Source organism: Amycolatopsis sp. NPDC005003 (assembly GCF_053600695.1).
This window is the reverse complement of sequence record NZ_JBSGAI010000001.1, coordinates 150,005-170,154: the sequence shown is the minus strand read 5'-3', so window position 1 is coordinate 170,154 and position 20,150 is coordinate 150,005. Positions and strand designations below refer to the sequence as shown.

Here is a 20,150-nt window from a genome sequence, read left to right as displayed (position 1 = left end):
CCACGGCTGCCCGACGCCGAACCACTCACTCTCACCGTGGCCATCCGTTCCCACACCCGGCCGAGGCCGGACACGCCGATCGCGAGCGACGCGATCACCAGACCGCGGCCTGGCCGGGTGGGTGGTCTGTTCTGTTTCCCCACGCCGGAAACATCTCGCCGGGCCGGTCGCGCTTACCGGAATACCTCGGCATCGGGTGGGTTGGTTCCTGGCGCAGGCGTTCGAAAGCACCGAGGGAGCTCTCATGTCGTCCGACCACATCCAGGGGACCGTCGCCGACGGGTTCGAGTCCGTCCGGGCGGAGTTCGCCGCCGTCGCGGTCGAAGAAGGCGGTGACTACGCCGCCCAGCTCGTTGCGCACGTCGACGGTGAGCGGGTCGTCGACCTGTGGACCGGGCCCGCCATCAGCGGCGACTCGCTGACCGGCGTGTTCTCCTCGACCAAGGGGGCCGCGCACCTGGTGGTCGCGCTGCTCGTCCAGGACGGCGTGCTGGACCTCGACCAGCGGGTCGCCCACTACTGGCCGGAGTTCGGCGCGGCCGGCAAGAGCGGCATCACGCTGCGGGACCTGCTGGCGCACCGCGCCGGCGTCGTGGGCGCCGACGCCGGGTTCACCGGCGAAGAGCTCGCGGACGACCGCGTCGTCGCCGAGCGGCTCGCCCGGCAGCGGCCGTACTGGCGGCCCGGCACCGCGTTCGGCTACCACGCGCTGGTGATCGGCGCGCTGACCGGCGAGGTCGTCCGGCGCGTCACCGGCCGCAGCATCCAGGAGCACTTCGAGGAGCGCGTGCGGAAGCCGTTCGGCCTGGACTTCTACCTGGGGTTGCCGGAGGAACTGGAGCCGCGCTTCCTGACCACGCAGCCGATGCTCCCGACGCCGGAACAGCTGGCGGCGCTGGAAGCGACCGCGACCGGGCCGGACAGCATCACGGGCATCGCCTTCAACCGCAACCACCTGAAGGCGCCCGAGCTCTGGGAGCTGCCGAACATCAAGCTCGTCCGGCAGCTGAGCCCGGCCTCGGTGGGCGGCGTCGCGTCGGCGCGGGGCCTGGCCGCCATGTACGCGGCGGCGATCAGCGGCCCGGAGCCGCTCCTGCGCCCGGAGACGGCGGCGGAGTTCGCGCAGATCCACTCGATCGGCGACGACCTCGCCACCCGCAACCACAACGCGTTCGGCCTCGGCTTCGCGGTCGTCTCGGACGACTACCCGGTGCTGGGCCAGGGGGCGTTCGGCCACAGCGGCGCGGCCGGTTCCCAGGCGTTCGCCGACCCGCGCAGCGGCCTGGCGTACGGCTACAACCGCCGCCGGTTCGCCTTCCCGGGCGGAGCGGCCCCGGAAAACGACCGCCTGGTCCGCGCGGTCCACGCGGCGGCGACGGCCTGACCGTCGTCCACACAGGACACCTCGGTCCGGGGCCACCGGCCGGTCGTCACGTTCCGTACCCGGAGCGACACGGGCCGCCCGGCGGTCACCGGAGGCGCGGATGCACGTCCGTAGTGGACGTCGTTACAGACTTCACTCTTTAGGACGTTCCGATCTAGACATCGACGCTGCTCACGCGCTTCGGACTGACTTTCCGTAGCGAAAACTCTCCCGATCATTGCTCCGATGTGAAACTATTGGGCCGTTCGCGGGGAGAGGGCCCCGCAACATGGGGGACTCACCGTCACGGCAGCGTCCCCGTGAAGATCCCCAGGGGAGAGGAGATCGACCATGTCGACGCCCACGGATGTCAAGCCCGGCGAAACTCCGGAGCCGGTCGAGCAGGCCGGCCCGGTGGTTCCGCACCCGGAACCCGACGAGCACGGTTGGGTGCACATCGACCACGTCCCGGAGAAGCCGAAGGACGGCACGATCATGGTGCCGAACTGCGGTAACCCGTGCTACCAGGTGGTCAAGCCCTGAGCTTCACCGATTCGTGACCGCCCGCCTGCCGATCTTCGCCTGGCAGGCGGGCTTCTTTCTGCGACTTGCTGTGATGTCATAGGAGTGTGCCTGTGACGAACCTGGACCCGACCGAAGTCATCGAGACGGTCCGCGGCCTTCAGCGACAAGCCGCTGAAGGGTCTTGCCTGAAGCACTACCGGGAGGGCGTCCGGCTGCTCCGGCGCGGCATGACGATGCTGGACTCGATCCACCCGGTCGCGGCGCAGTACCGCACCGACTGGCTGGTGACCCGGATCCGGCTGTCGAGCCTCATGGCGGCCTTGTCCTCGGAGATCAGCGGTGACCTCGCGGCGGGACTCGCGGGGCTCGACGATGTCCGGCTGCTCGTCAACGCGGTGCCGGACGCTGTCCTGCAGGCCGAACTCAACGGCGCGCTCAACCACAACTACGCCGCCCGGTTGATGAGCGTCGGCCGCAACGAGGAAAGCCTGGTCTCGTTCGACATCTCGGTTGCGCACCAGGAGTACCGGCTGGCGAACGGCCCGGCTCCGGAGACGCGAATGGGCGCCTTCGTGCAGACCTTGTCCTCGCGCGCCTGGGTGCAGATCCGGCTGGGCAACGTGAGTGCCGCTCAGAAGGACCTCAACCGTTCGCTGGAGCTCGCCGAGAAGTACGAGCTCCGGACCGTCGCCGCCGACATGCGGCGCACCATGGGCATGCTCGCCCTGCGCACCGGGGACGTCCCGGAAGCTCTCCGGTTCTACGAGGAGGCCGAGCGGACCTACCGCGCGCTGGACCTGGGGGTTCCCGAAGGGCTCCGGTTCGAGCAGGCGGAGGCGCTGCTCGCTGCCGGGCTCGCCGAAGAAGCCGGTGCTCACCTGGACGAGGTGCTGCCGAAGCTGGTGGAGCAGAGCATCAGCCGCGAGGTGGCGCGGGCCGAGCTGTACCGGGCCGCCGCGGCGTTGATGACCGACGAGATCGAACTCGCGCGGGAGATGGCCGACTCCGCGCGGCGCAAGATGCTGCGCGTCGGCTGCCAGACGTGCATCGCCAACGCCACGCTGGCCGGCCTCCAGGCGGATGTCCGGGATGCCCTGCGCATCGCGGACATCCCGGCGGCCCTGCCGACCCGGGCGCTGCGGCTTGCCACGAAGATGCCCACTCCCCAGCTCGCCGAGCAGGCCGCCACCGCGCGCATGCTGGCCGTCCGGCTCGACATCCGGCGCGGGAACCTCAAACGGGCCGTCGAAACCCTCCAGAAGGTGCCCCGGCCCGGGCAGCTGACCCCCATCGACTACCGGATGCTCCGGCGGCTCTGCCGGGCCGAGCTCGCCGTCGCTCAGGGGGATCGGGCCAAGGCGCTCACCGAGATCCGGTCCGGGCTCACCGAGCTCGACGCCGTCCGCGATCGGATGGGCGGGCTCGATCTCGTCTCCGGGACCGCCCTGCACGGGCAGGAGCTCGCCGATCTGGCCGTCAAGCTCGTGCTGGAGCGCAATGACGCCCGGCGGCTCTTCGTCTGGCTCGAACGGACCCGCGCCCAGACCTACCGCTACGAACCGCTCTCCGCCGGGACCGATCCGGAGCTCGCCGCGCGCGTGGCCGAGGTTCGGGGGCTCGGGCAGGCCATCCAGGAAGCCCAGCACGACGGGCATCCCATCGCCGGCCTGCGGGCCAAGTACAACGAACGGCTGCGGGAAGCCCAGCGGCTCGGCTGGCACACCGGGCGGTGGGGCCGTCCCCGGCCGGTCGCCGGGCTCGCCGAGGTCGTTGCGCGGCTCGGCGAGCGGGCCATGGTCAGCTTTGCCGCCTCCGGGGACGAGCTCGTCGCCGTCGTCGTCGCCGGGGGTGAGTGCCGGCTCGTGCGGCTGGGGTCCGCCGAAGCCGCCGCCGAGTCCGCGCGCGTGCTCAACGTCGACCTCGATGCCCTGGCTCCCGACAACCTGCCCGAACGGCTCGCCGAGGTCGTCATGGCGTCGGCGCACAAGCAGGCCGACAAGCTCGACACCCAGCTGATCCAGCCCCTGGCCGACAGCATCGGCGACCGCGAGCTGGTCGTCGTCCCGACCGGGCCGCTCTACGCCGTGCCGTGGGGTGTGCTGCCCGGCCTGCGGGGGCGCCCCACCGTCGTCGCGCCGTCGGCGACCGCCTGGCTCGCCGCCGAGCTGACGAAGTCTTCGCGGGCCCGCAAGATCGTGCTGGTCCGCGGGCCCGGGCTGGCCGGAGCCCGCGGTGAGCTCGAGAAGCTGACCACGCACTACCGCACCGCGACGACGATGACCGGCGCCAAGGCCACCGTGAAGTCCGTGCTGCGCGCGCTGGACGGCGCCAAGCTCGCGCACTTCGCCGCGCACGGCGCCCACGAGCCGGAGAACGCGCTCTTCTCCCGGCTCGAACTCGCCGACGGCGCGCTGTTCGGCCACGAGATGGCCGGGCTGCGGCAGCCGCCGCGGCAGGTCGTGTTCGCCGCCTGCGAGCTCGCGATGAACCGGATCCGGCCCGGCGACGAGGCCCTCGGCTTCGCCAGCGCGCTGCTGGCCAGCGGCTCGCGGACGGTCATCGCGCCACTTTCGCGCGTCGGCGATCTCGCCTCGGCGGCCGCGATGGACGACTACTACCGCGCGCTGGCCGTCCGGGAGAGCCCGGCGCTCGCGCTGGCCGACGCCATCGCCGTCGACCCCTTCCGGCGCCCGTTCGTCTGCCTGGGTGCGGGCTAGGAAAGGTGGGCCGGCGGTGACCACACCAGCCGCGGGTCGGTCTGCACGAAACTGCCGAGCAGCTGGTCGATCCGGGTCAGCACGTCGAGGTCGAGCCGGACGCCGGCGGCCTTGGCGTTCTCGGTGACCTGCTCCGGCGTGCTCGCGCCGGTCACCACCGCCGCGACCGTCTCGTGCTGCAGCGCCCACGCCAGCGCGAGCTGGGCCATCGTGAGGCCGGCGTCGTCCGCGACGCCGCGCAGGAGCTCCACCCGCTCCAGCAGCTCCGGCATGAGCAACGGCCGGGCGTACGACGGCCCGGCCGCGCGCGAACCGGCCGGGATCCGCCCGGCCCGGTACTTGCCGGTGAGCACGCCCTGGGCGAGCGGCACCGAAGCGAACTGCCCGACGCCGATCCGCGCGCCCACCGGCATCACCTGCGCCTCGGGCACCCGCCACAGCATCGAGTAGTGCGGCTGGTTGGCGATCAGCGGCACGTCGTACCGCGCGGCGGCCTCGTGGGCCTGCAGCAGCTGCTCGGCCGTCCACTCCGACGTGCCGACGTACCGGATCTTCCCCTGCCGCACCAGATCCGACAGCGCGAGGAACGTCTCGGCGACCGGCGTGCGGTAGTCGAAGCGCAGCAGCTGGTAGACGTCGACGTGGTCGGTGCGCAGCCGCCGCAGCGAGCCCTCCAGGGACGCGATCACGTGCTTGCGGCTCAAGCCCGCGTCGTTCGGGCCCGGGCCTTCCGGCCAGAACACGCCGGTGCACAGCACCAGGTCGTCGCGGCGGACGCCGGCGAACGCCGCCCCGAACGCGGCCTCCGCGGCGCCGCCGTCCCAGGCCGCGGCGGTGTGGAACGTCGTGACGCCGGCGTCCAGCGCCGCGGCGACGCAGCCGGGCGCGCCGTGCGTCAGCCAGTTGCCGTAGGCGATCTCGCTGACGGCGAGCCCGCTCGCGCCGACCCTGCGGTACTCCACGTCAGCCTCCCACGGCCATCTCGTCGATCCACGCGTCGACCGCGCCGGCCTTGCGCGCGAAGGACTCCCGCACCGATTCGTGCGGCAGGATCAGGAACTCCTCTTCGCCGAGCCCGCGCACGACCGCTTCGGCGACGTCTTCCGGGGTGATCAGCGGGGCCGCCGCGGCGATGGCCAGCGCGGCCGGGTGGCCGGCGGCGATGCCGGGCTCCAGCAGCGCCGTCCGGACGCCGAGCGGGCACAGCGCGCTGACCCGCACCCCGCGCGGCCGGTAGGTGATCGCCAGCCACTCGGCGAGGCCGACGGCCGCGTGCTTGGTGACCGAATAGGGTGCGTCGCCCGGGATGCCGAGCAGACCGGCGCCCGACGCCGTGATCAGCAGATATCCCTCGCCGCGCGCCAGCATCGACGGCAGCACGACCTGCGCGGCGTGGACGTGCTGCATGACGTTGATCTCCCACGACTTCTGCCACTGCTCGTCGGCCGCGTGCACGCCGGTGCCGAACGCGGCGCCCGCGTTGGCGCAGAACACGTCGAGGCGGCCGAACTCGGCGCGGGCCGTCGCGACCAGGGCTTTCAAGTCCTTTTTGGACGTCGCGTCGGCGGCCACCGCGACGGCGTGGCCGCCCGCGGCCGTGATTTCGGCCGCCACCCGGGCGGCGCCCGCCGCGTCCACGTCGGACACGACCACCCCGGCCGCGCCTTCCGCGGCGAAGCGGCGGGCCATGGCGGCCCCGATTCCGTGTGCCGCGCCGGTCAGCGCGACCACGCGTCCAGTCAGTTCCACGCGGGCTCCAGGAATTTCAGGATCCAATTGTCATACAGGTGCGGGAAATATCTTTCCCGGTTGCGATGCAGGTGATAAAAGTGCTGGTCGGGTGGCTTGTTCGGCCTTGTCTTACGATTTTGCACGTTAGCACGAGTATTGCGTTTCCGGTGCCTGGTGCGTTATTCCTGAAGATCGCAACGCCCCGCGCACAGGAGGTCCGCCGATGGCCGAGCTCGTCCCGCCGTCGCACGCTCGTCGGCTGCGGTGCCTGGGGGTCGGCGATCCCGACGTGGTCGCCGCGGTCGCGCGCGGCGGCGGCCTCGGCGTTCTCGACGGCGCCGATCCGGCGGACCTGCGGCTGGTCGCGGCCCGGGTCCGGGTGCCGTACGCGGTGCGGACGGACGGCCCGTTGCCCGAAGGCGCCGCCTTCGCCGTCCGGACCGAAGCGCCGTGGGCCGGGGCGCTCGCCGAGGTCGCGGACGTCGCCACGGCCGCCGAGGCCGTTCGCGGCGGCGCGCCGGGGCTCGTCGCCCGCGGTGGCGAGCTGAGTGACTTCGTTCTGCTGCAACAGCTTCTGCACGCCTTCGACGTCCCGGTCTGGGGCCGGGTGGCCGGGCCGCGGACAGCCGTGGGCGCGCTCGCCGGAGGTGCGGCGGGTGTCGTCGTCGAATCCACTGTGGACGTTGGCCGGATCGTCGGCGCGCAGGTGCCCGCGGCCGGTCTCGGCACGCGGTTGTGCCGGACGCTGGGCAGCGCGCTGCCGGTCGTCCAAGGCCCGATGACGCGGGTGAGCGACCAGCCGGGCTTCGCGGCGGCGGTCGCGGACGCGGGCGGGTTCCCGTTCGTCGCGGTGGCCACGGCGAACGGCACGCGCACCGCCGAGCTGCTCGCCCGGACCGCCGGGCGCCTCGGCGACCGGCCGTGGGGCGCGGGCATCCTCGGCTTCGTACCCGACGACCTGCGCGCCGCCCAGCTCGCCGCGATCCGGGCGGCGCGGCCGCGGTGCGTGCTGGTCGCGGGCGGGAAACCCGGACAGGCCAAGGCACTGGAAGCCGAGGGGATCGCGACGTTCCTGCACGTGCCGTCGCCGGTGCTGCTCCGCCAGTACCTCGACGCCGGGGTCCGCCGGTTCGTCTTCGAGGGCGCCGAGTGCGGCGGGCACGTCGGCCCGCGGGCGAGTTTCGAGCTGTGGGAGGAACAACTGGCCGTCCTCGGCGCCGCGAAGGACGTCGAGGTGCTCTTCGCAGGCGGAATCCACGACGCCCGCTCGGCCGCCATGGTCGCCGCGATGGCCGAGCCGCTCGACGCCGCCGGCGTCCTGATGGGCACCGCGTACCTGTTCACCGAAGAAGCCGTGACGCACGGCGCGATCACCAGCCCGTTCCAGGACCGCGCGCTCGCCGCGGACACCACGGTGACCCTGGAAACCGCGCCGGGCCACCGCACGCGGTGCCTGCCCAGCCCGTACACGGCGGAGTTCGCGCAGGTCAAAGCCGGTCTGGGGGACACGCCCGAAGCGTGGCAGCGGCTGGAGGAGCTGAACACCGGACGGCTGCGCGTCGCCAGCAAGGGCGTCCGCCGCGACGGCGAGGCGCTCGATGCCGCCACGCAGCTGGCCGAGGGGATGTTCATGGCGGGCGAGGTGGCCGTCCTGCGGAACCGCCGGACGACGATCGCCGAACTCCATCGCGAGGTCACCGCCGGGAAGACCTTCGTCCGGCCGGAGGAACCGGCCGGGGACTCCGGCGACCTCGCGATCATCGGCATGGCCTGCACGTTCCCCGGCGCGCGCGACCTGCCGGCGTTCTGGTCGAACATCCTCCGCGGCGAAGACGCCGTCACCGAAGTACCCCGCGGACGCTGGGACCCGGACGTCTACTTCGGACAGTCGACGTCGAAGTGGGGCGGGTTCCTGCCCGCGCTGGACGTCGACCCCCTGGAATTCGGCATTCCGCCGTCCGCGATGGGCAGCATCGACCCCGCGCAGCTGGTGTCCCTGGAAACCGCGCGCCGTGCGCTGGCCGACGCCGGGTACGCGAACCGGGACTTCGACCGCGAGAACACGAGCGTCGTGTTCGGCGCGGAGGCGGGCGGCGACCTGGCGAACGCGGGCACGCTGCGGTCCCTGCTCGACGGCTACCTCGATGAGGTGCCGCCCGAACTGCTCGCGCAGCTGCCCGAGCCGACCGAGGACACGTTCCCGGGCACGCTGGCCAACGTCATTTCCGGCCGGATCGCGAACCGGCTCGACCTCGGTGGCGCGAACTACACGGTGGACGCGGCGTGCGGTTCGTCGCTGGCCGCACTGGACCTCGCGGCGAAGGAACTGCGCACGGGAACGAGTTCGCTGGTCCTGTGCGGCGCGGTCGACCTGCACAACGGCATCCACGACTACCTGATGTTCACCTCGGCCGGGGCGCTGTCCCCGACCGGCCGCTGCCGCCCCTTCGACGCGGCGGCCGACGGGATCGCGCTGGGCGAGGGCGTGGCGTGCCTGGTGCTCAAGCGCCGGACCGACGCCGAGCGCGACGGCGACCGGATCTACGCGCTGGTCAAGGGCGTCGGCGCGGCCAGCGACGGCAAGGCACTCGGCTTGACGGCACCACGGCCGGAGGGCCAGCGACGCGCGCTGGAGCGGGCGTACCGCGACGCGGGAGTGTCGCCGGCGGACGTGGGCTTGGTCGAGGCCCACGGAACGGGAACGGTGGTGGGCGACGCGACGGAGCTGCGGACGCTGACGGCCTTCTTCGCGGAGGCAGGCGCCGAGGTGGGATCGTGTGTGCTGGGGTCGGTGAAGAGCCAGATCGGCCACACGAAGTGCGCGGCGGGCTTGGCCGGGCTGATCAAGGCGGCGCTGGCGCTGTGGCACGAGGTGGTCCCGCCGACGCTGCACCTGACCAGTCCGAACGCAGCTTGGGACGCGGCGGCGAGCCCGTTCACGTTCACCACGACGGCCCGGCCCTGGGCGGACCCGGCCCGGCTGGCGGGGGTGAGCGCATTCGGCTTCGGCGGGACGAACTTCCACGCGGTCCTGGGCGCGGCCCCGGTGGCCCCGGACCGCAGGCACGGCTTGCGGGACTGGGCACCGGAGGCGGAACAGGCCCTGTTCGAGCTTGAACGCGCTGTGGCGGGGAGGCAGACAGTGGCCGACCCCGGGAAGATCGCCTTTCTCTTCCCCGGCCAGGGCAGCCAGCGCACCGGCATGCTCACCGAGCTCTTCGTCCACTTTCCCGAGCTCGCCGAAGTCCTCCGTCTCGCGCCCGACATCGCCGCCACGGCCTTCCCTGCCAAAGCCTTCACCGCCGAGGCCGCCGATGCGCAAGAAGCCGCCCTCACCGATACCCGCGTTGCCCAACCCGCGCTCGGGCTCGTCGAGACCGCCGTCGTCAAGCTCCTCGCCCAGCTCGACATCCATCCCGACTTCCTCGCCGGGCACAGCTACGGCGAGCTCGTCGCCCTCTCCGTCGCCGGGGCCTTCGACACCGCGACCCTCCTTCGGCTCAGCCGGGCCCGCGCGCACGCCATCGCCCAGGTCGCCCGGCCCGGAACCATGGCCGCCGTCAAAGCGAAGCGCGATATCCTCACCGCCACCCTGATCGGCCCGGATGTCGTCGTCGCCAACCACAACGGTCCCGAGCAGGTCGTCCTCTCCGGGCCCGGTCCCGCCGTTGAGCGGGCGGTCCGGCGGCTGAAGGAAACCGGCATCTCCGCCCAGCGGATCCCCGTCGCCTGTGCCTTCCACAGTCCGCTGGTCGCCGGCGCGGGCGAGGTGTTCGCACGGGAACTCGACGAGGAAAAGATCGACACACCACGGAAACCCGTGTGGGCGAACCGGACCGCCCAGCCGTACCAAGACGACGTCCGCGGCGAACTGGCCGCGCAAATCGGTGCCCCGGTGCGGTTTCTCGACCAGATCGAAGCCATGTACGCGGCCGGGGCGCGGATCTTCGTCGAGGCCGGGCCCGGACGCGTGCTCACCCGGCTGGTGAAGGACATCCTCGGCGACCGGCCGCACACCGTCGTCGCCTGCGGGCCCGACCTCAAGGGCTTCCTGGCCGCGCTGCGAACCCTCGCCGAAGCCGGTGTCGACGTCCGCACCGAGCGGCTGACCAGGCCGAAGCCGCCCGAACCGGCCCCGGCCGCCCCGGCCGCCTGGGCCGTCGACGGGCGGTCCGCCCGCGCGCCCGGCTCCGAAGTCCCCGCCCTGCCCCCGGCCCGACGAATCCGGAGTACCGCCATGACCCAGCCCGCGTCCGGCCGCGACCAGGCGATCGCCGACTTCCTGCGCACCACCCGCGAGCTCGTCGCCGCCCAGCGGGAGGTCATGCTCGGCTACCTGGGCAGCGCACCCGCACCCGCACCCGCGCCCGCCCCGGTTCCGGTGGTGCTCGAAGAGCCGCAGCCGGAACCCGAGCCGGTGGCCGAAACCCCGGCCGACGTCAGGAGCACGGTGATCGGCGTCATCAGCGAGCGCACCGGCTACCCGGCCGAGATGATCGACGGCGACCTCGACCTCGAAGCGGACCTGTCGATCGACTCGATCAAGCGCACGGAGATCGCCGGCACCCTGCTGGCCCGCCTCGGCCTGCCCGCCGACGACCGCACCGACCAGCTCAGCCGCGACCGCACGGCGAACGCCCTCACCACGCATCTCGAAAGCTGGCTGAACCCCACGCCGGCCGCGGAAGCGCCCACCCGGTACCGGCTCGACCGGATACCGGTGCCGCTCGACCCGGATCCCGCGCGGCTGCGCGGAAGGACCGTGGCCGCGCCGGACGACGCCGTGCGCGCCGCCTTCGCCGCGGCCGGGGCGGAGGTCGTCGCCGGGGACGCGGACATCACCGTGCTGGTCGCCCGCGACCTCACGGACGTGTTCACCCGGCTCAAAGCGCTGCGGGGGACCGTCCTGGTGACGGCGGAACCGTACGCGGTGCCCGGCCTGCGGGGCCTGGTGCGGTCGGCCGCGCTGGAGCGCGAGGGCGTGACGCGGCTCGTGGAAGTGCGGCACGACGTGGCGAAAACGCTGGTGGACGAGGCCCTCAGCGACGGCCCCTCGGTGGTCGGCCACGACGACGCCGGCCGCTTCACGATCGAGCCGCGGCCGGCGGACCTCCCGTCGATCGCCTACTCCGGCGCCGGTCCGGGCGGTGGCGAACTCGCCGCGTTGGGCCTCGGCCCGGACTCCGTCGTGCTGCTGGTCGGCGGGGCCCGCGGGATCACCGCCCGCGCGGCGGTCGCGTTCGCCGCTTCCGGGTGCCGGCTCGAACTCGCCGGGCGGACCCCGTGGCCGGGCGAGCCGGACGACCTGCCCGCGGACCCCGCGGCCATGCGCGCGGTGCTGGCCGGCCGCGGCGGCTCGGTCGCCGGCATCGAACGTCACGTGCGCACCGTCCTGGCCCAGCGCGAAATCGGCCGCACCCTCGGCGAGATCCGCGCCGCGGGCGGGACCGCGGGCTACACCTCGCTCGACGTGCGCGACCCGGACGCCGTGCGGCGCCTCGTCAAGAACCTCCCCAGCCGGCTCGGCGGGGTCGTCTTCGCCGCCGGGGTCATCGACGACAAGCTCATGGCGGACAAGGACGAGGCGTCGTTCCGGAGGGTGTTCGAGACCAAAGCGGACGGTGCGCGGACCCTGCTCGACGCGCTCGACGCCGAACCCGGCTTCGTCGCGTTCTTCGGCAGCATCGCCGCGGTGCTCGGCAACCGCGGCCAGACCGACTACGCCGCCGCGAACGACGCGCTCGAAACGCTCGCCAAGAGCCGGCCGGGCCGGGCCGTGACCGTCCATTGGGGACCGTGGGCGCCGGACGACGACCACGCCGGCATGGTGTCGCCGGAGCTGGCCCGCGAGTACGAACGCCGGGACGTCGCCCTGCTCGACCCGGGCCGGGCCACCGCGGCCCTCCTGCGCGAACTCGCCTACGGCACGGACCGTTCGGTGCTGTACACGGCGTCGCTGTGGTGACCCCGGTCGCGATCGTCGGCATGGGCGTGTTCCTGCCCGGTGCGTCCACTGTGGACCAGTACTGGCGGAACCTGGTGGACGGCACCGACGCCGTCACCGAAGTCCCGCCGCACCGCCGCGATCCGGAGTTCCACGGGCGCGACGGCGCCGCGCCGGACCGCACCCACGGCCGCCGCGGCGGCTTCACGCCCGACACCCTGGACTTCGACGCGGTCGCTCTCGGTGTTCCGCCGACGTCCCTCGACGGCACCGAGCCGGACCAGCTGACGGCGCTGGCCGTCGCGGTCGGCGCCGTCGCGGACGCCGGTGGTCTCGGCCGGCTCGGCGACCCCGAGCGCATCGGCGTCGTGCTCGGCCGCGGCGGGTACCTCTCGCCCGGGCTGCAGGGCTTCGACCAGCGGGTCCGCACCGTCCGGCAGATCACCCGCACGGTCGGCGAGCTGATGCCGTCGGCCGGGCCGGCCGTCCTCGAGCGGCTGCGGACGGCGCTGCTCGAACCGCTCGGCGAGTTCCGGCCCGAGACCGCCGCCGGGCTGGTGCCGAACCTCGCCGCCGCCCGGGTGGCGAACCGGCTCGACCTCGGCGGCCCGGCGTACACGGTGGACGCCGCGTGCGCGTCTTCGCTGGTCGCCGTCGACCAGGCGATCGGCGAGCTGACCCGCGGCCGCTGCGACGTCGTCCTCGCGGGTGGCGCGCACCAGACGCAGGACGACACGCTGTGGTCGCTGTTCACCCAGCTCGGTGCGCTCTCGCCGAGCCAGCGGATCAGCCCGCTGTCCCGCGAAGCGGACGGCATGCTCATCGGCGAGGGCACCGCGATCGTCGTGCTCAAGCGGCTGGCCGACGCCCGCCGCGACGGCGACCGCGTGTACGCGGTGATCCGCGGCAGCGGCACGTCGAGCGACGGGCGGGGCGCTGGCCTGCTCAGCCCGTCCGTCGCCGGGCAGACCCTCGCCCTGCGCCGGGCCTGGGCAGGGCGCGATCCCGCGGAAATCGGCCTGCTGGAAGCCCACGGCACCGCCACGCCCGCCGGGGACGCCGCCGAGCTGACCACCGTCGCCGACGTCTTCGGCCCGGCCGGCGGGCCGCGCGCGGTGATCGGCTCGGTCAAGTCGATGATCGGGCACACGCTGCCGACCGCCGGGGTCGCCGGGCTGGTCAAGGTGGCGCTCGCCCTGCACCACGGCGTCCTGCCGCCGACGCTGCACTGCGCCGACCCGAACCCGCTGCTCGGCAAGACGCGCTTCCGGGTGCTCGCCGAGGCCGAGCCGTGGGGCGCGCTGCCGCGGGTCGCCGCGGTCAACGCGTTCGGCTTCGGCGGGGTGAACGCCCACGTCGTCGTCGAAGCCGGGGACTCCGCGCCGAAGCGGCGCGTGCGCGTCGACGAGCCCGAACGTGTGCTGCGCCTGGCCGCACGCACGCCCGAGGAACTCCTGGAGCGGCTCGATCGGCCCGGTGAAGGCGACGGGCCGTGCCGGATCGGGATCGTCGGCCCGGACGAGCGCAAGCTGGCCACCGCCCGCCGGGTGCTCGCCAAGGTGGCGGCCGAGGGCCGGTCGTGGCACGGCGCCGGTGACGTCTGGTGCAGCGTCGACCCCCTGCTGCCGGGCGGCAAGACCGCGTTCGTCCACCCGGGACTGGAAGCGGGTGGCGAACCACGCCTCGACGACGTGGCAAGGCACTTCGGTCGCGATCGTCCACAGTGGTCGACGGCGAGTGTGCTCGACCGCGCGGCGAGCGTGTCGGCGGCCGGGCTGCTGCTCGGCGACGTCCTGCGACGGCTGGCGATCCGGCCGGACGCGCTGGCCGGGCACAGCGTCGGGGAGTGGACCGCGATGCAGACCGCCGGGATGTACACCGCGGCGCCGGACTCCTTGGCACGCTACTGGCCGGACGGCTTCGAGCTGCCCGAAGCGGACTACCTCGTGCTGGGCGCCCCGGCGGCGCGCGTGGCCGGCCTGCTGCCCGGTGACCTGGTCGTCTCCCACGAGAACGCGGTCAAGCAGACGATCGTGTGCGGCCCGCCGTCCGCCGTCGCGGACTTCGCGGGCACCTGCCGCGGCGTGGGGATCGTGGCCACGACCCTGCCGTTCCGCTCCGGGTTCCACACCCCGCTGATGGAGCCGCACCTCGCGCCCTTCGCCCGGCTCGTCGCCGAGCTCGACCTGCGTGCACCGAGGCTGCCGGTGTGGTCGGCGACGACCGCGCGGCCGTACCCCGCGGACCCGGCCGACGTCCGCCGGCTCTACCTGGACCACCTGGTGCGCCCGGTCCGGTTCCGGGCGCTGACCGAGGCGCTGCACGACGCCGGGTTCCGGGTGTTCGTGCAGGTCGGAGCCGGTCAGCTGGGCTCGTTCATCACCGACACGCTGGGCGAGCGGCGGCACCTGGTCGTCGCGGCCGCGTCCGGCACCCGGCCCGGGCTCGCGCAGCTGCGGCGGCTCACCACCGCGCTGTGGACCGAGGGCGGCGACCCGGACTTCGCGGCGCTGGAACCGCGCCGGATCCGGCTCACCAGCGGGAACCCGCTGCTGTCGCTGGGGGAATCCGCCCGCGGTCTGCTCGACGAACCCACCGGGGTCACGCACCCGATCGTCGCCGAGTTCACCGCGTTGCTCACCGAAACCCGGCAGGCCGCGGCGGACGTCGTCGCGGCCGCCCGGCGCCGGGTCGAGTCCACCGTGGATGTCTCGCTGACGGCCATGCCGTACCTGCGCGACCACCGGTTCTTCCGGCAGCGCGACGACTGGCCCGACGAGTCCGACTTCCGGCCGGTGGTGCCCGCGACGACCCTGGTCGACCTCGCCTGCCGGACCGTCGAGCGCACCTGGCCGGGCACGACGGCGGTCGCGGTGCGGGACGCGGTGTTCTCGCGGTGGCTGATCGCGGCCCCGGCCCGGCGGGTGCCGCTGTCGATGAGCCGCGAGGGCGACCACGTGACCGTCGAAATCGGGCCGTACGCGCTGCTGACCGTGGAGCTGGGCACGTTCGCGCCATCGCCGCCGCGGACCGCGGTGCCGGGGCCGGAGACCGCGCCGCCGCTGACCGCCGCCGAAGTCTACGCGCGGCGCGAGATGTTCCACGGCCCGGCCTACCAGGGCCTTTCCCGGCTGACCGGGCTCGGCGAGCAGCACATCCGCGGCGAGCTGGTCGTCCCGGACGCGCCCGGCGGGCTGCTCGACAACGTCGGTCAGCTGCTCGGCTGCTGGCTGATGGCGACCCGGTCCGACGGCCTGCTCGCCTTCCCGCGCTCGATCGGCCGGCTCACCTGGCACGGCCGCGAACCGGCGCCGGGGACCCGCGTCACCTGCCAGGTGCGGGTCCGGCTGCCGCGGCCGGACGTCCTCGAAATGGCCGCCGAGCTGGTGCGGGACGGCCGGGTGCTGGCGAGCATCGAAGGCTGGCAGGACGTCCGGTTCCCCTGCGACCGCGCCGCCCACCGCGTCTACGCGTTCCCGGCGGAGAACCTGCTGGCCGAACGGCGGGAGGACGGCTCGGTCGCCGTCACCGATCGCTGGCCGACGGTCGCCGCGCGGGACATCTACGCCGGCATCTACCTCAGCGCCGCCGAGCGCGCCGAGTTCGCGGCCGTCCCGCCGCGCCGGCAGCGCGGCTGGCTGCTGGAACGGATCGCCGTCAAGGACGCCGTCCGCGCGCGGCTCGGCGAACCCGTCTACCCGGCGGAAATCCGCGTCCACGACGACGGCACGGTGTCCGGCCGCCACCGGGACCTGCCGCGCTTCGCCGTCACCGTGGAGCTGACCGGCGACACCGCCACCGCACAACTCAGGAGCACGAAATGACCATCGCGTCCACCACTTTCGACGTCGTCGCCGAGCTGCTCACCGAGCTCGTCGGCGACGCCGAAGTCCTCGGCACCGAGATCACGCCGGACACGACGTTCCACGAGGATCTGCAGCTGGAGAGCATCGACCTGGTGACCTTCGCGAGCATCCTGGCCGAGCACTTCGGCGCGGACGTCAACCTCGCCGGGTACCTGGCGGAGAAGGACCTCGACGACGTGATCGGGCTGACCGTCGGCGACATCGCCCGGTTCGTGGGGGAGCGCACGTGCCCACGATGACCGTCAACGGGCTGCGCACGAACGTGCAGCTCGTGCCCGCCGGCGGCACCGAGACCGTGGTGTTCCTGCACGGCATGGGCACCGACAGCCTGGCGAGCTTCTACCTCACGCTGGCGCCGCCGGTCGCGGCCGCGGGCATCGACGTGATCAGCTACGACCTGCGCGGGCACGGCAAGACCGAGCGGCCGGAGCGCGGGTACACCCTCGGGGACTTCGTCGCCGACCTCGACGATCTGCTCGGTCAGCTCGGTGTCGACCGGCCGGTGCACCTGGTGGGCAACAGTTTCGGCGGCACGCTGGCCTACAGCTACGCCGTCGCTCGCCCGGAACGCGTGCGCAGCATCGTGTGCATCGAGTCGGAGCCCGCGACCGAGGTGTGGGCGGAGAAGATGAGCGCGATCCTCGCGCACACCGTCCGGTTCCTGCAGGTGGAGGAGAGCTTCGACTGGATCGAGGCGAACTTCGGCGCGCACCACCGGCGGCTGGCGCGGATGGCGGCCGAGCGGATCACGTCGACTTCGATGGCTCAAGAGGTGCCGCTCGGGCCGTTGCTCACCTGGGAGCAGGTGGCGGCGATCGGCTGCCCGGTGCTGTCCATTTTGGGCAGTCACGGCTACCAGGCCGACGACCTCGAAGCGCTGACGTCACTGCTGCCGAACGGCGAGCTGCACGTGTTCGAGGGGCAGGGGCATTCGGTGCTGGTGGAACAGCACCGGCAGGTGCGTGAGCTGGTGCTTCGCTGGGTCGAGCGGCACGCGGCGTGAGGTTCCTGCTGGTCGTGCCGCCGCTGGCCGGGCACGTGGCGCCGCTGCGCGGGGTGGCTGCGGCGCTTTCTTCGCGCGGGCATTCCGTGGCGTGGTGCGGTCCGCAGCCCGCGTTGTCCACTTTGGTCTCCGGCGCGGTGTTCCCGGCCGGGGACTCCGGGCCGTTCGCGTTGTCGTTGCGGCCGCCGGAGCTGCGCGGGTTCGCGGCGCTGAAGTACCTGTGGGAGTCGTACCTGGTGCCGCTGGCCGACGCGATGGTGCCCGGCGTGGCTTCGGCGGTCGCGGCGTTCGCGCCCGACGTGGTCGTGGTGGACCAGCAGGCGATGGCGGGGGCGCTGGTGGCCGCGCGGTGTGGACTGCCGTGGGCGACTTCGGCGTCGACGTCCACCGAGCTGGCCGACCCGCTGGGCTCCTTGCCGAAGATCGCGGCCTGGGTTTCCGGCCTCCAGGACGGGTTGCGCGCCCGCCACGGCGTTTTGCCGGGAGACCTGCGGTTTTCGCCGCACCTGGTGCTGGCGTTCACGACCCGCGCCCTGGCCGGGGACGCCCGGCCGGCGGTGCCGGTGTCCTACGTCGGGCCGGTGCTGCCGGCAGCCGCGGACGAGTGGTCCCTTGTGGACGATCGACCGCTGGTCGTGGTGACGTTGGGGACGTCGAACGACGCGGTGGGTGCCCGGTTCCTGGCCGAGAGCGTCGATGCGCTGGCCGGGATGCCCTCGGTGCAGGGGCTGGTGGTGGACCCGACGGGCTCGCTGATGAGCTCGAGCGTGCCCGTGGCCGGGCGGATTCCGCAGGTTCCGGTGTTCGCGCGGGCATCAGTGGTGGTTTGCCACGGCGGCCACAACACGGTGTGCGAAGCGTTGGCGGCCGGGGTGCCGCTGGTGGTGGCCCCGATCCGAGACGACCAGTCGATGCTGGCCCAGCAGGTGGTGACGGCGGCGGCCGGAGTGCGCCTGAGCTTCGACCGCGCGAAGGCGGCGGACATCCGCAAGGCGATCGAATCGGCGGCGGAGTACCGCCCGGGCGCGGAGAAGATCCGCGAGTCGTTCGAGGCCGCCGGTGGCGCGGAAGAAGCGGCGACGCACCTGGAATCACTCGCGTAACTCGCGTGATCAGGCCCGGAACTCATGTGATCGGGCCCGTAACTCGCGTGATTGGAGCCGGAACTCGCGAGTTACGGCTCCAATCACACGAGTTCCGGCTTGAGTCACGCGAGTTACGGGTGGGCGCGGAAGGTGCGGGCCGCCAGCAGCGAGCCCGCCGACGCGGCCACCGCCGCGATCACCAAGGCCGTCAGGACCGACCAGCCGATCGGGCGGCCCAGCGCCAACGCGCGGGTCGCGTCGATCGCGTAGGTCAGCGGGTTCACCGCCGATACCGCGCGGACCCACGCCGGCATCGTGTCCAGTGGCATGTACGCGCTCGACGAGAACATCAGCGGGAACATCACCACGAACGAGGCCGCCTGCAGGGTCTCCGCCTTGCGCAGCCACGTCGTGATCGCCACGAACACCCAGCTCAAGCACCAGCCCACCACCAGCGTCAACACCAACGCCAACCCGAGGCCGACCACCCCGCCCGCCGGGCGGAAACCCAGGAAGACCACGCTCGCCAGGGCCGTCACCACCAGCTGGACGCCCAACCGCGCGGAATCCGCCAAGGTGCGGGCCACCAGGACCGAGAACAGCGAGATCGGCAGGCAGCGCAGCCGTCCGGTGAAGCCGCCGTAGATCTCCGCCAGCAGGCCCGCTCCCGAGCTCATCGCCGTCGTCATGGCGATGTTGACCAGGGTGGCCGGCACCAGGAAGTTCACGTAACCCTGGTACGCCGCGACGCCCGGCAGCGCGCCGACACCGCTGAAGACCTGGCTGAACAGCAACAGCAGCACCACCGGCTGCAGCAGGCCGAAGAAGACCAGCCGCCGGTCGCCGAACGCCGTTCGCAGCGACCGGGCCGTCAGCACGCGGACCTGGGTCCGGAACCCGGGTTCCGGCCACGCCGCGGGATCGCCGAGCGCGGCGACCGCCGCGTGGTGCCGGGAGCGCGTCACGACGCCGTCCGGTGGAGGGAAAGGTAGACGTCGTCGAGCGTCGGCTCGGTCACCGTCAGGTCCCGCAGCGGCGCGCCGGCCGCGTCGAGCGCGCGCACCACCACCGGGACGTCGGCCGGGCCGGACAGCGGCACGGTGAGCACCAGCCCGGCGCGGCCGGCCGCGAGCCCCAGGTGGGTCAGCGCGTCCACCGCCCGCCGCAGCGCCAGTTCGGTGCCGAACGTGCACGTCGCCGACCGGGTGCCGAGCCGGGCTTTGAGCTGCGCCGGCGTCCCCGACACGGTGATGTGCCCGAGGCCGAGGACGACGACGTGGTCGGCCAGCCGGTCCGCCTCCTCGAGGTACTGGGTGGTGAGCACGACCGTGGTGCCGCGCGCCGCGAGGCTCTCGACGATCGTCCACAGCCCCGCCCGGCTCACCGGGTCGAGGCCGGTGGTCGGCTCGTCGAGGAAGAGCACCTGCGGGGCGCCGACCAGGCCCGCGGCCAGGTCCAGGCGCCGCCGCATCCCGCCCGAGTACGTCCCGGCCGGGCGGTCGGCCGCGTCTTCGAGGCCGAAGGCCGCGATCAGCTCGGCGGCCCGCGCGAGCGCCTGCCGCGGCCGGGCGCCCAGCAGCCGGGCGATCAGCACGAGGTTCCCGCGGCCGGACAGGGCGTCGTCGACCGCGGCGAACTGCCCGGTCACGCCGATCCGCCGCCGGACCGCGCGGCCGCGCTGCACGACGTCGTACCCGCAGACGCGGGCGGTGCCCGCGCTCGGCCGGACGCGCGTGCTGAGGATGTCGATCAGGGTGGTCTTCCCTGCACCGTTGTGGCCGAGGACCGCCAGCACCGCGCCGCGGGCGACGCTGAGGCTGATCCCGGCGAGCGCGGTGACTTCGCCGTAGTGTTTCGCGAGGTCCGTCACGGCGATGACCGGCTGGGGCATGGCCGCTCCTTTCCTGCCTCGCAAA

12 protein-coding genes are annotated in these 20,150 nt (G+C 73.3%); 8 read left to right on the top strand and 4 right to left on the bottom strand.

Going from position 1 to position 20,150, the window contains the following annotated elements; translation table 11 throughout:
- The first annotated feature begins 244 nt into the window (after positions 1–244).
- The 3 genes from ACWED2_RS00755 (at position 245) to ACWED2_RS00745 (ending at position 4,605) form a co-directional block, all read left to right on the top strand.
- Entirely contained in the window at positions 245–1,384 is a 1,140-nt protein-coding gene (locus tag ACWED2_RS00755; protein ID WP_449688333.1) for a serine hydrolase domain-containing protein, read from the top strand.
- Positions 1,385–1,714: 330 nt separating this feature from the next.
- Positions 1,715–1,906: a hypothetical protein gene (locus ACWED2_RS00750; protein WP_449688332.1), complete on the top strand. Its 192-nt coding sequence runs from the start codon at positions 1,715–1,717 to the stop codon at positions 1,904–1,906.
- Between the two features lie 92 nt (positions 1,907–1,998).
- Entirely contained in the window at positions 1,999–4,605 is a 2,607-nt protein-coding gene (locus tag ACWED2_RS00745) for a CHAT domain-containing protein (RefSeq protein ID WP_449688331.1), read from the top strand.
- Here the strand turns inward: ACWED2_RS00745 and ACWED2_RS00740 are convergent.
- Together ACWED2_RS00740 and ACWED2_RS00735 are read right to left on the bottom strand one after the other, a co-directional pair.
- The gene (locus ACWED2_RS00740) at positions 4,602–5,567 is read right to left on the bottom strand and encodes an aldo/keto reductase (protein WP_449688330.1); all 966 of its coding nucleotides are present in this window, start codon (positions 5,565–5,567) and stop codon (positions 4,602–4,604) included. The two genes, ACWED2_RS00745 and ACWED2_RS00740, sit on opposite strands and share 4 nt — an antisense overlap.
- 1 nt (position 5,568) lies before the next feature.
- On the bottom strand, positions 5,569–6,354 hold the full coding sequence (locus ACWED2_RS00735; RefSeq protein ID WP_449688329.1) for an SDR family oxidoreductase: 786 nt from the start codon (positions 6,352–6,354) through the stop codon (positions 5,569–5,571).
- A gap of 205 nt (positions 6,355–6,559) precedes the next feature.
- Between ACWED2_RS00735 and ACWED2_RS00730 the strand changes: the two genes are divergently transcribed.
- The 5 genes from ACWED2_RS00730 to ACWED2_RS00710 are packed head-to-tail and all read left to right on the top strand — an operon-like array spanning position 6,560 to position 18,252.
- Positions 6,560–12,301: an SDR family NAD(P)-dependent oxidoreductase gene (locus tag ACWED2_RS00730; protein ID WP_449688328.1), complete on the top strand. Its 5,742-nt coding sequence runs from the start codon at positions 6,560–6,562 to the stop codon at positions 12,299–12,301.
- Complete coding sequence (locus tag ACWED2_RS00725; protein ID WP_449688327.1) at positions 12,295–16,104, top strand: beta-ketoacyl synthase N-terminal-like domain-containing protein; 3,810 nt, start codon at positions 12,295–12,297, stop codon at positions 16,102–16,104. The genes ACWED2_RS00730 and ACWED2_RS00725 overlap by 7 nt, the downstream gene beginning before the upstream one ends.
- Positions 16,101–16,385, top strand: a complete 285-nt coding sequence (locus ACWED2_RS00720; protein ID WP_449688326.1) for a phosphopantetheine-binding protein — start codon at positions 16,101–16,103, stop codon at positions 16,383–16,385. Before ACWED2_RS00725 ends, ACWED2_RS00720 begins: the two co-directional genes overlap by 4 nt.
- Positions 16,373–17,149 (top strand): alpha/beta fold hydrolase, encoded by a 777-nt coding sequence (locus tag ACWED2_RS00715; RefSeq protein WP_449688325.1) that lies wholly within the window; start codon positions 16,373–16,375, stop codon positions 17,147–17,149. Before ACWED2_RS00720 ends, ACWED2_RS00715 begins: the two co-directional genes overlap by 13 nt.
- Positions 17,146–18,252: a glycosyltransferase gene (locus ACWED2_RS00710; RefSeq protein ID WP_449688324.1), complete on the top strand. Its 1,107-nt coding sequence runs from the start codon at positions 17,146–17,148 to the stop codon at positions 18,250–18,252. The genes ACWED2_RS00715 and ACWED2_RS00710 overlap by 4 nt, the downstream gene beginning before the upstream one ends.
- Before the next feature lie 113 nt (positions 18,253–18,365).
- On the opposite strand, the gene ACWED2_RS00705 is transcribed toward ACWED2_RS00710, so the two are convergent.
- On the bottom strand, positions 18,366–19,199 hold the full coding sequence (locus ACWED2_RS00705) for an ABC transporter permease (protein ID WP_449688323.1): 834 nt from the start codon (positions 19,197–19,199) through the stop codon (positions 18,366–18,368).
- Positions 19,196–20,125 carry an ATP-binding cassette domain-containing protein gene (locus tag ACWED2_RS00700; protein WP_449688322.1) on the bottom strand — a complete coding sequence of 310 codons (930 nt, stop codon included), beginning with the start codon at positions 20,123–20,125 and terminating at the stop codon, positions 19,196–19,198. Before ACWED2_RS00700 ends, ACWED2_RS00705 begins: the two co-directional genes overlap by 4 nt.
- Positions 20,126–20,150: the final 25 nt, after the last annotated feature.

Bases quoted from the DNA above. Each gene is read 5' to 3' on its own strand.
- ACWED2_RS00755 (WP_449688333.1), top strand. From the start codon at position 245: ATGTCGTCCGACCACATCCAGGGGACCGTCGCCGACGGGTTCGAGTCC.
- ACWED2_RS00750 (WP_449688332.1), top strand. From the start codon at position 1,715: ATGTCGACGCCCACGGATGTCAAGCCCGGCGAAACTCCGGAGCCGGTC.
- ACWED2_RS00730 (WP_449688328.1), top strand. From the start codon at position 6,560: ATGGCCGAGCTCGTCCCGCCGTCGCACGCTCGTCGGCTGCGGTGCCTG.
- ACWED2_RS00720 (WP_449688326.1), top strand. From the start codon at position 16,101: ATGACCATCGCGTCCACCACTTTCGACGTCGTCGCCGAGCTGCTCACC.
- ACWED2_RS00700 (WP_449688322.1), bottom strand. From the start codon at position 20,125: ATGCCCCAGCCGGTCATCGCCGTGACGGACCTCGCGAAACACTACGGC.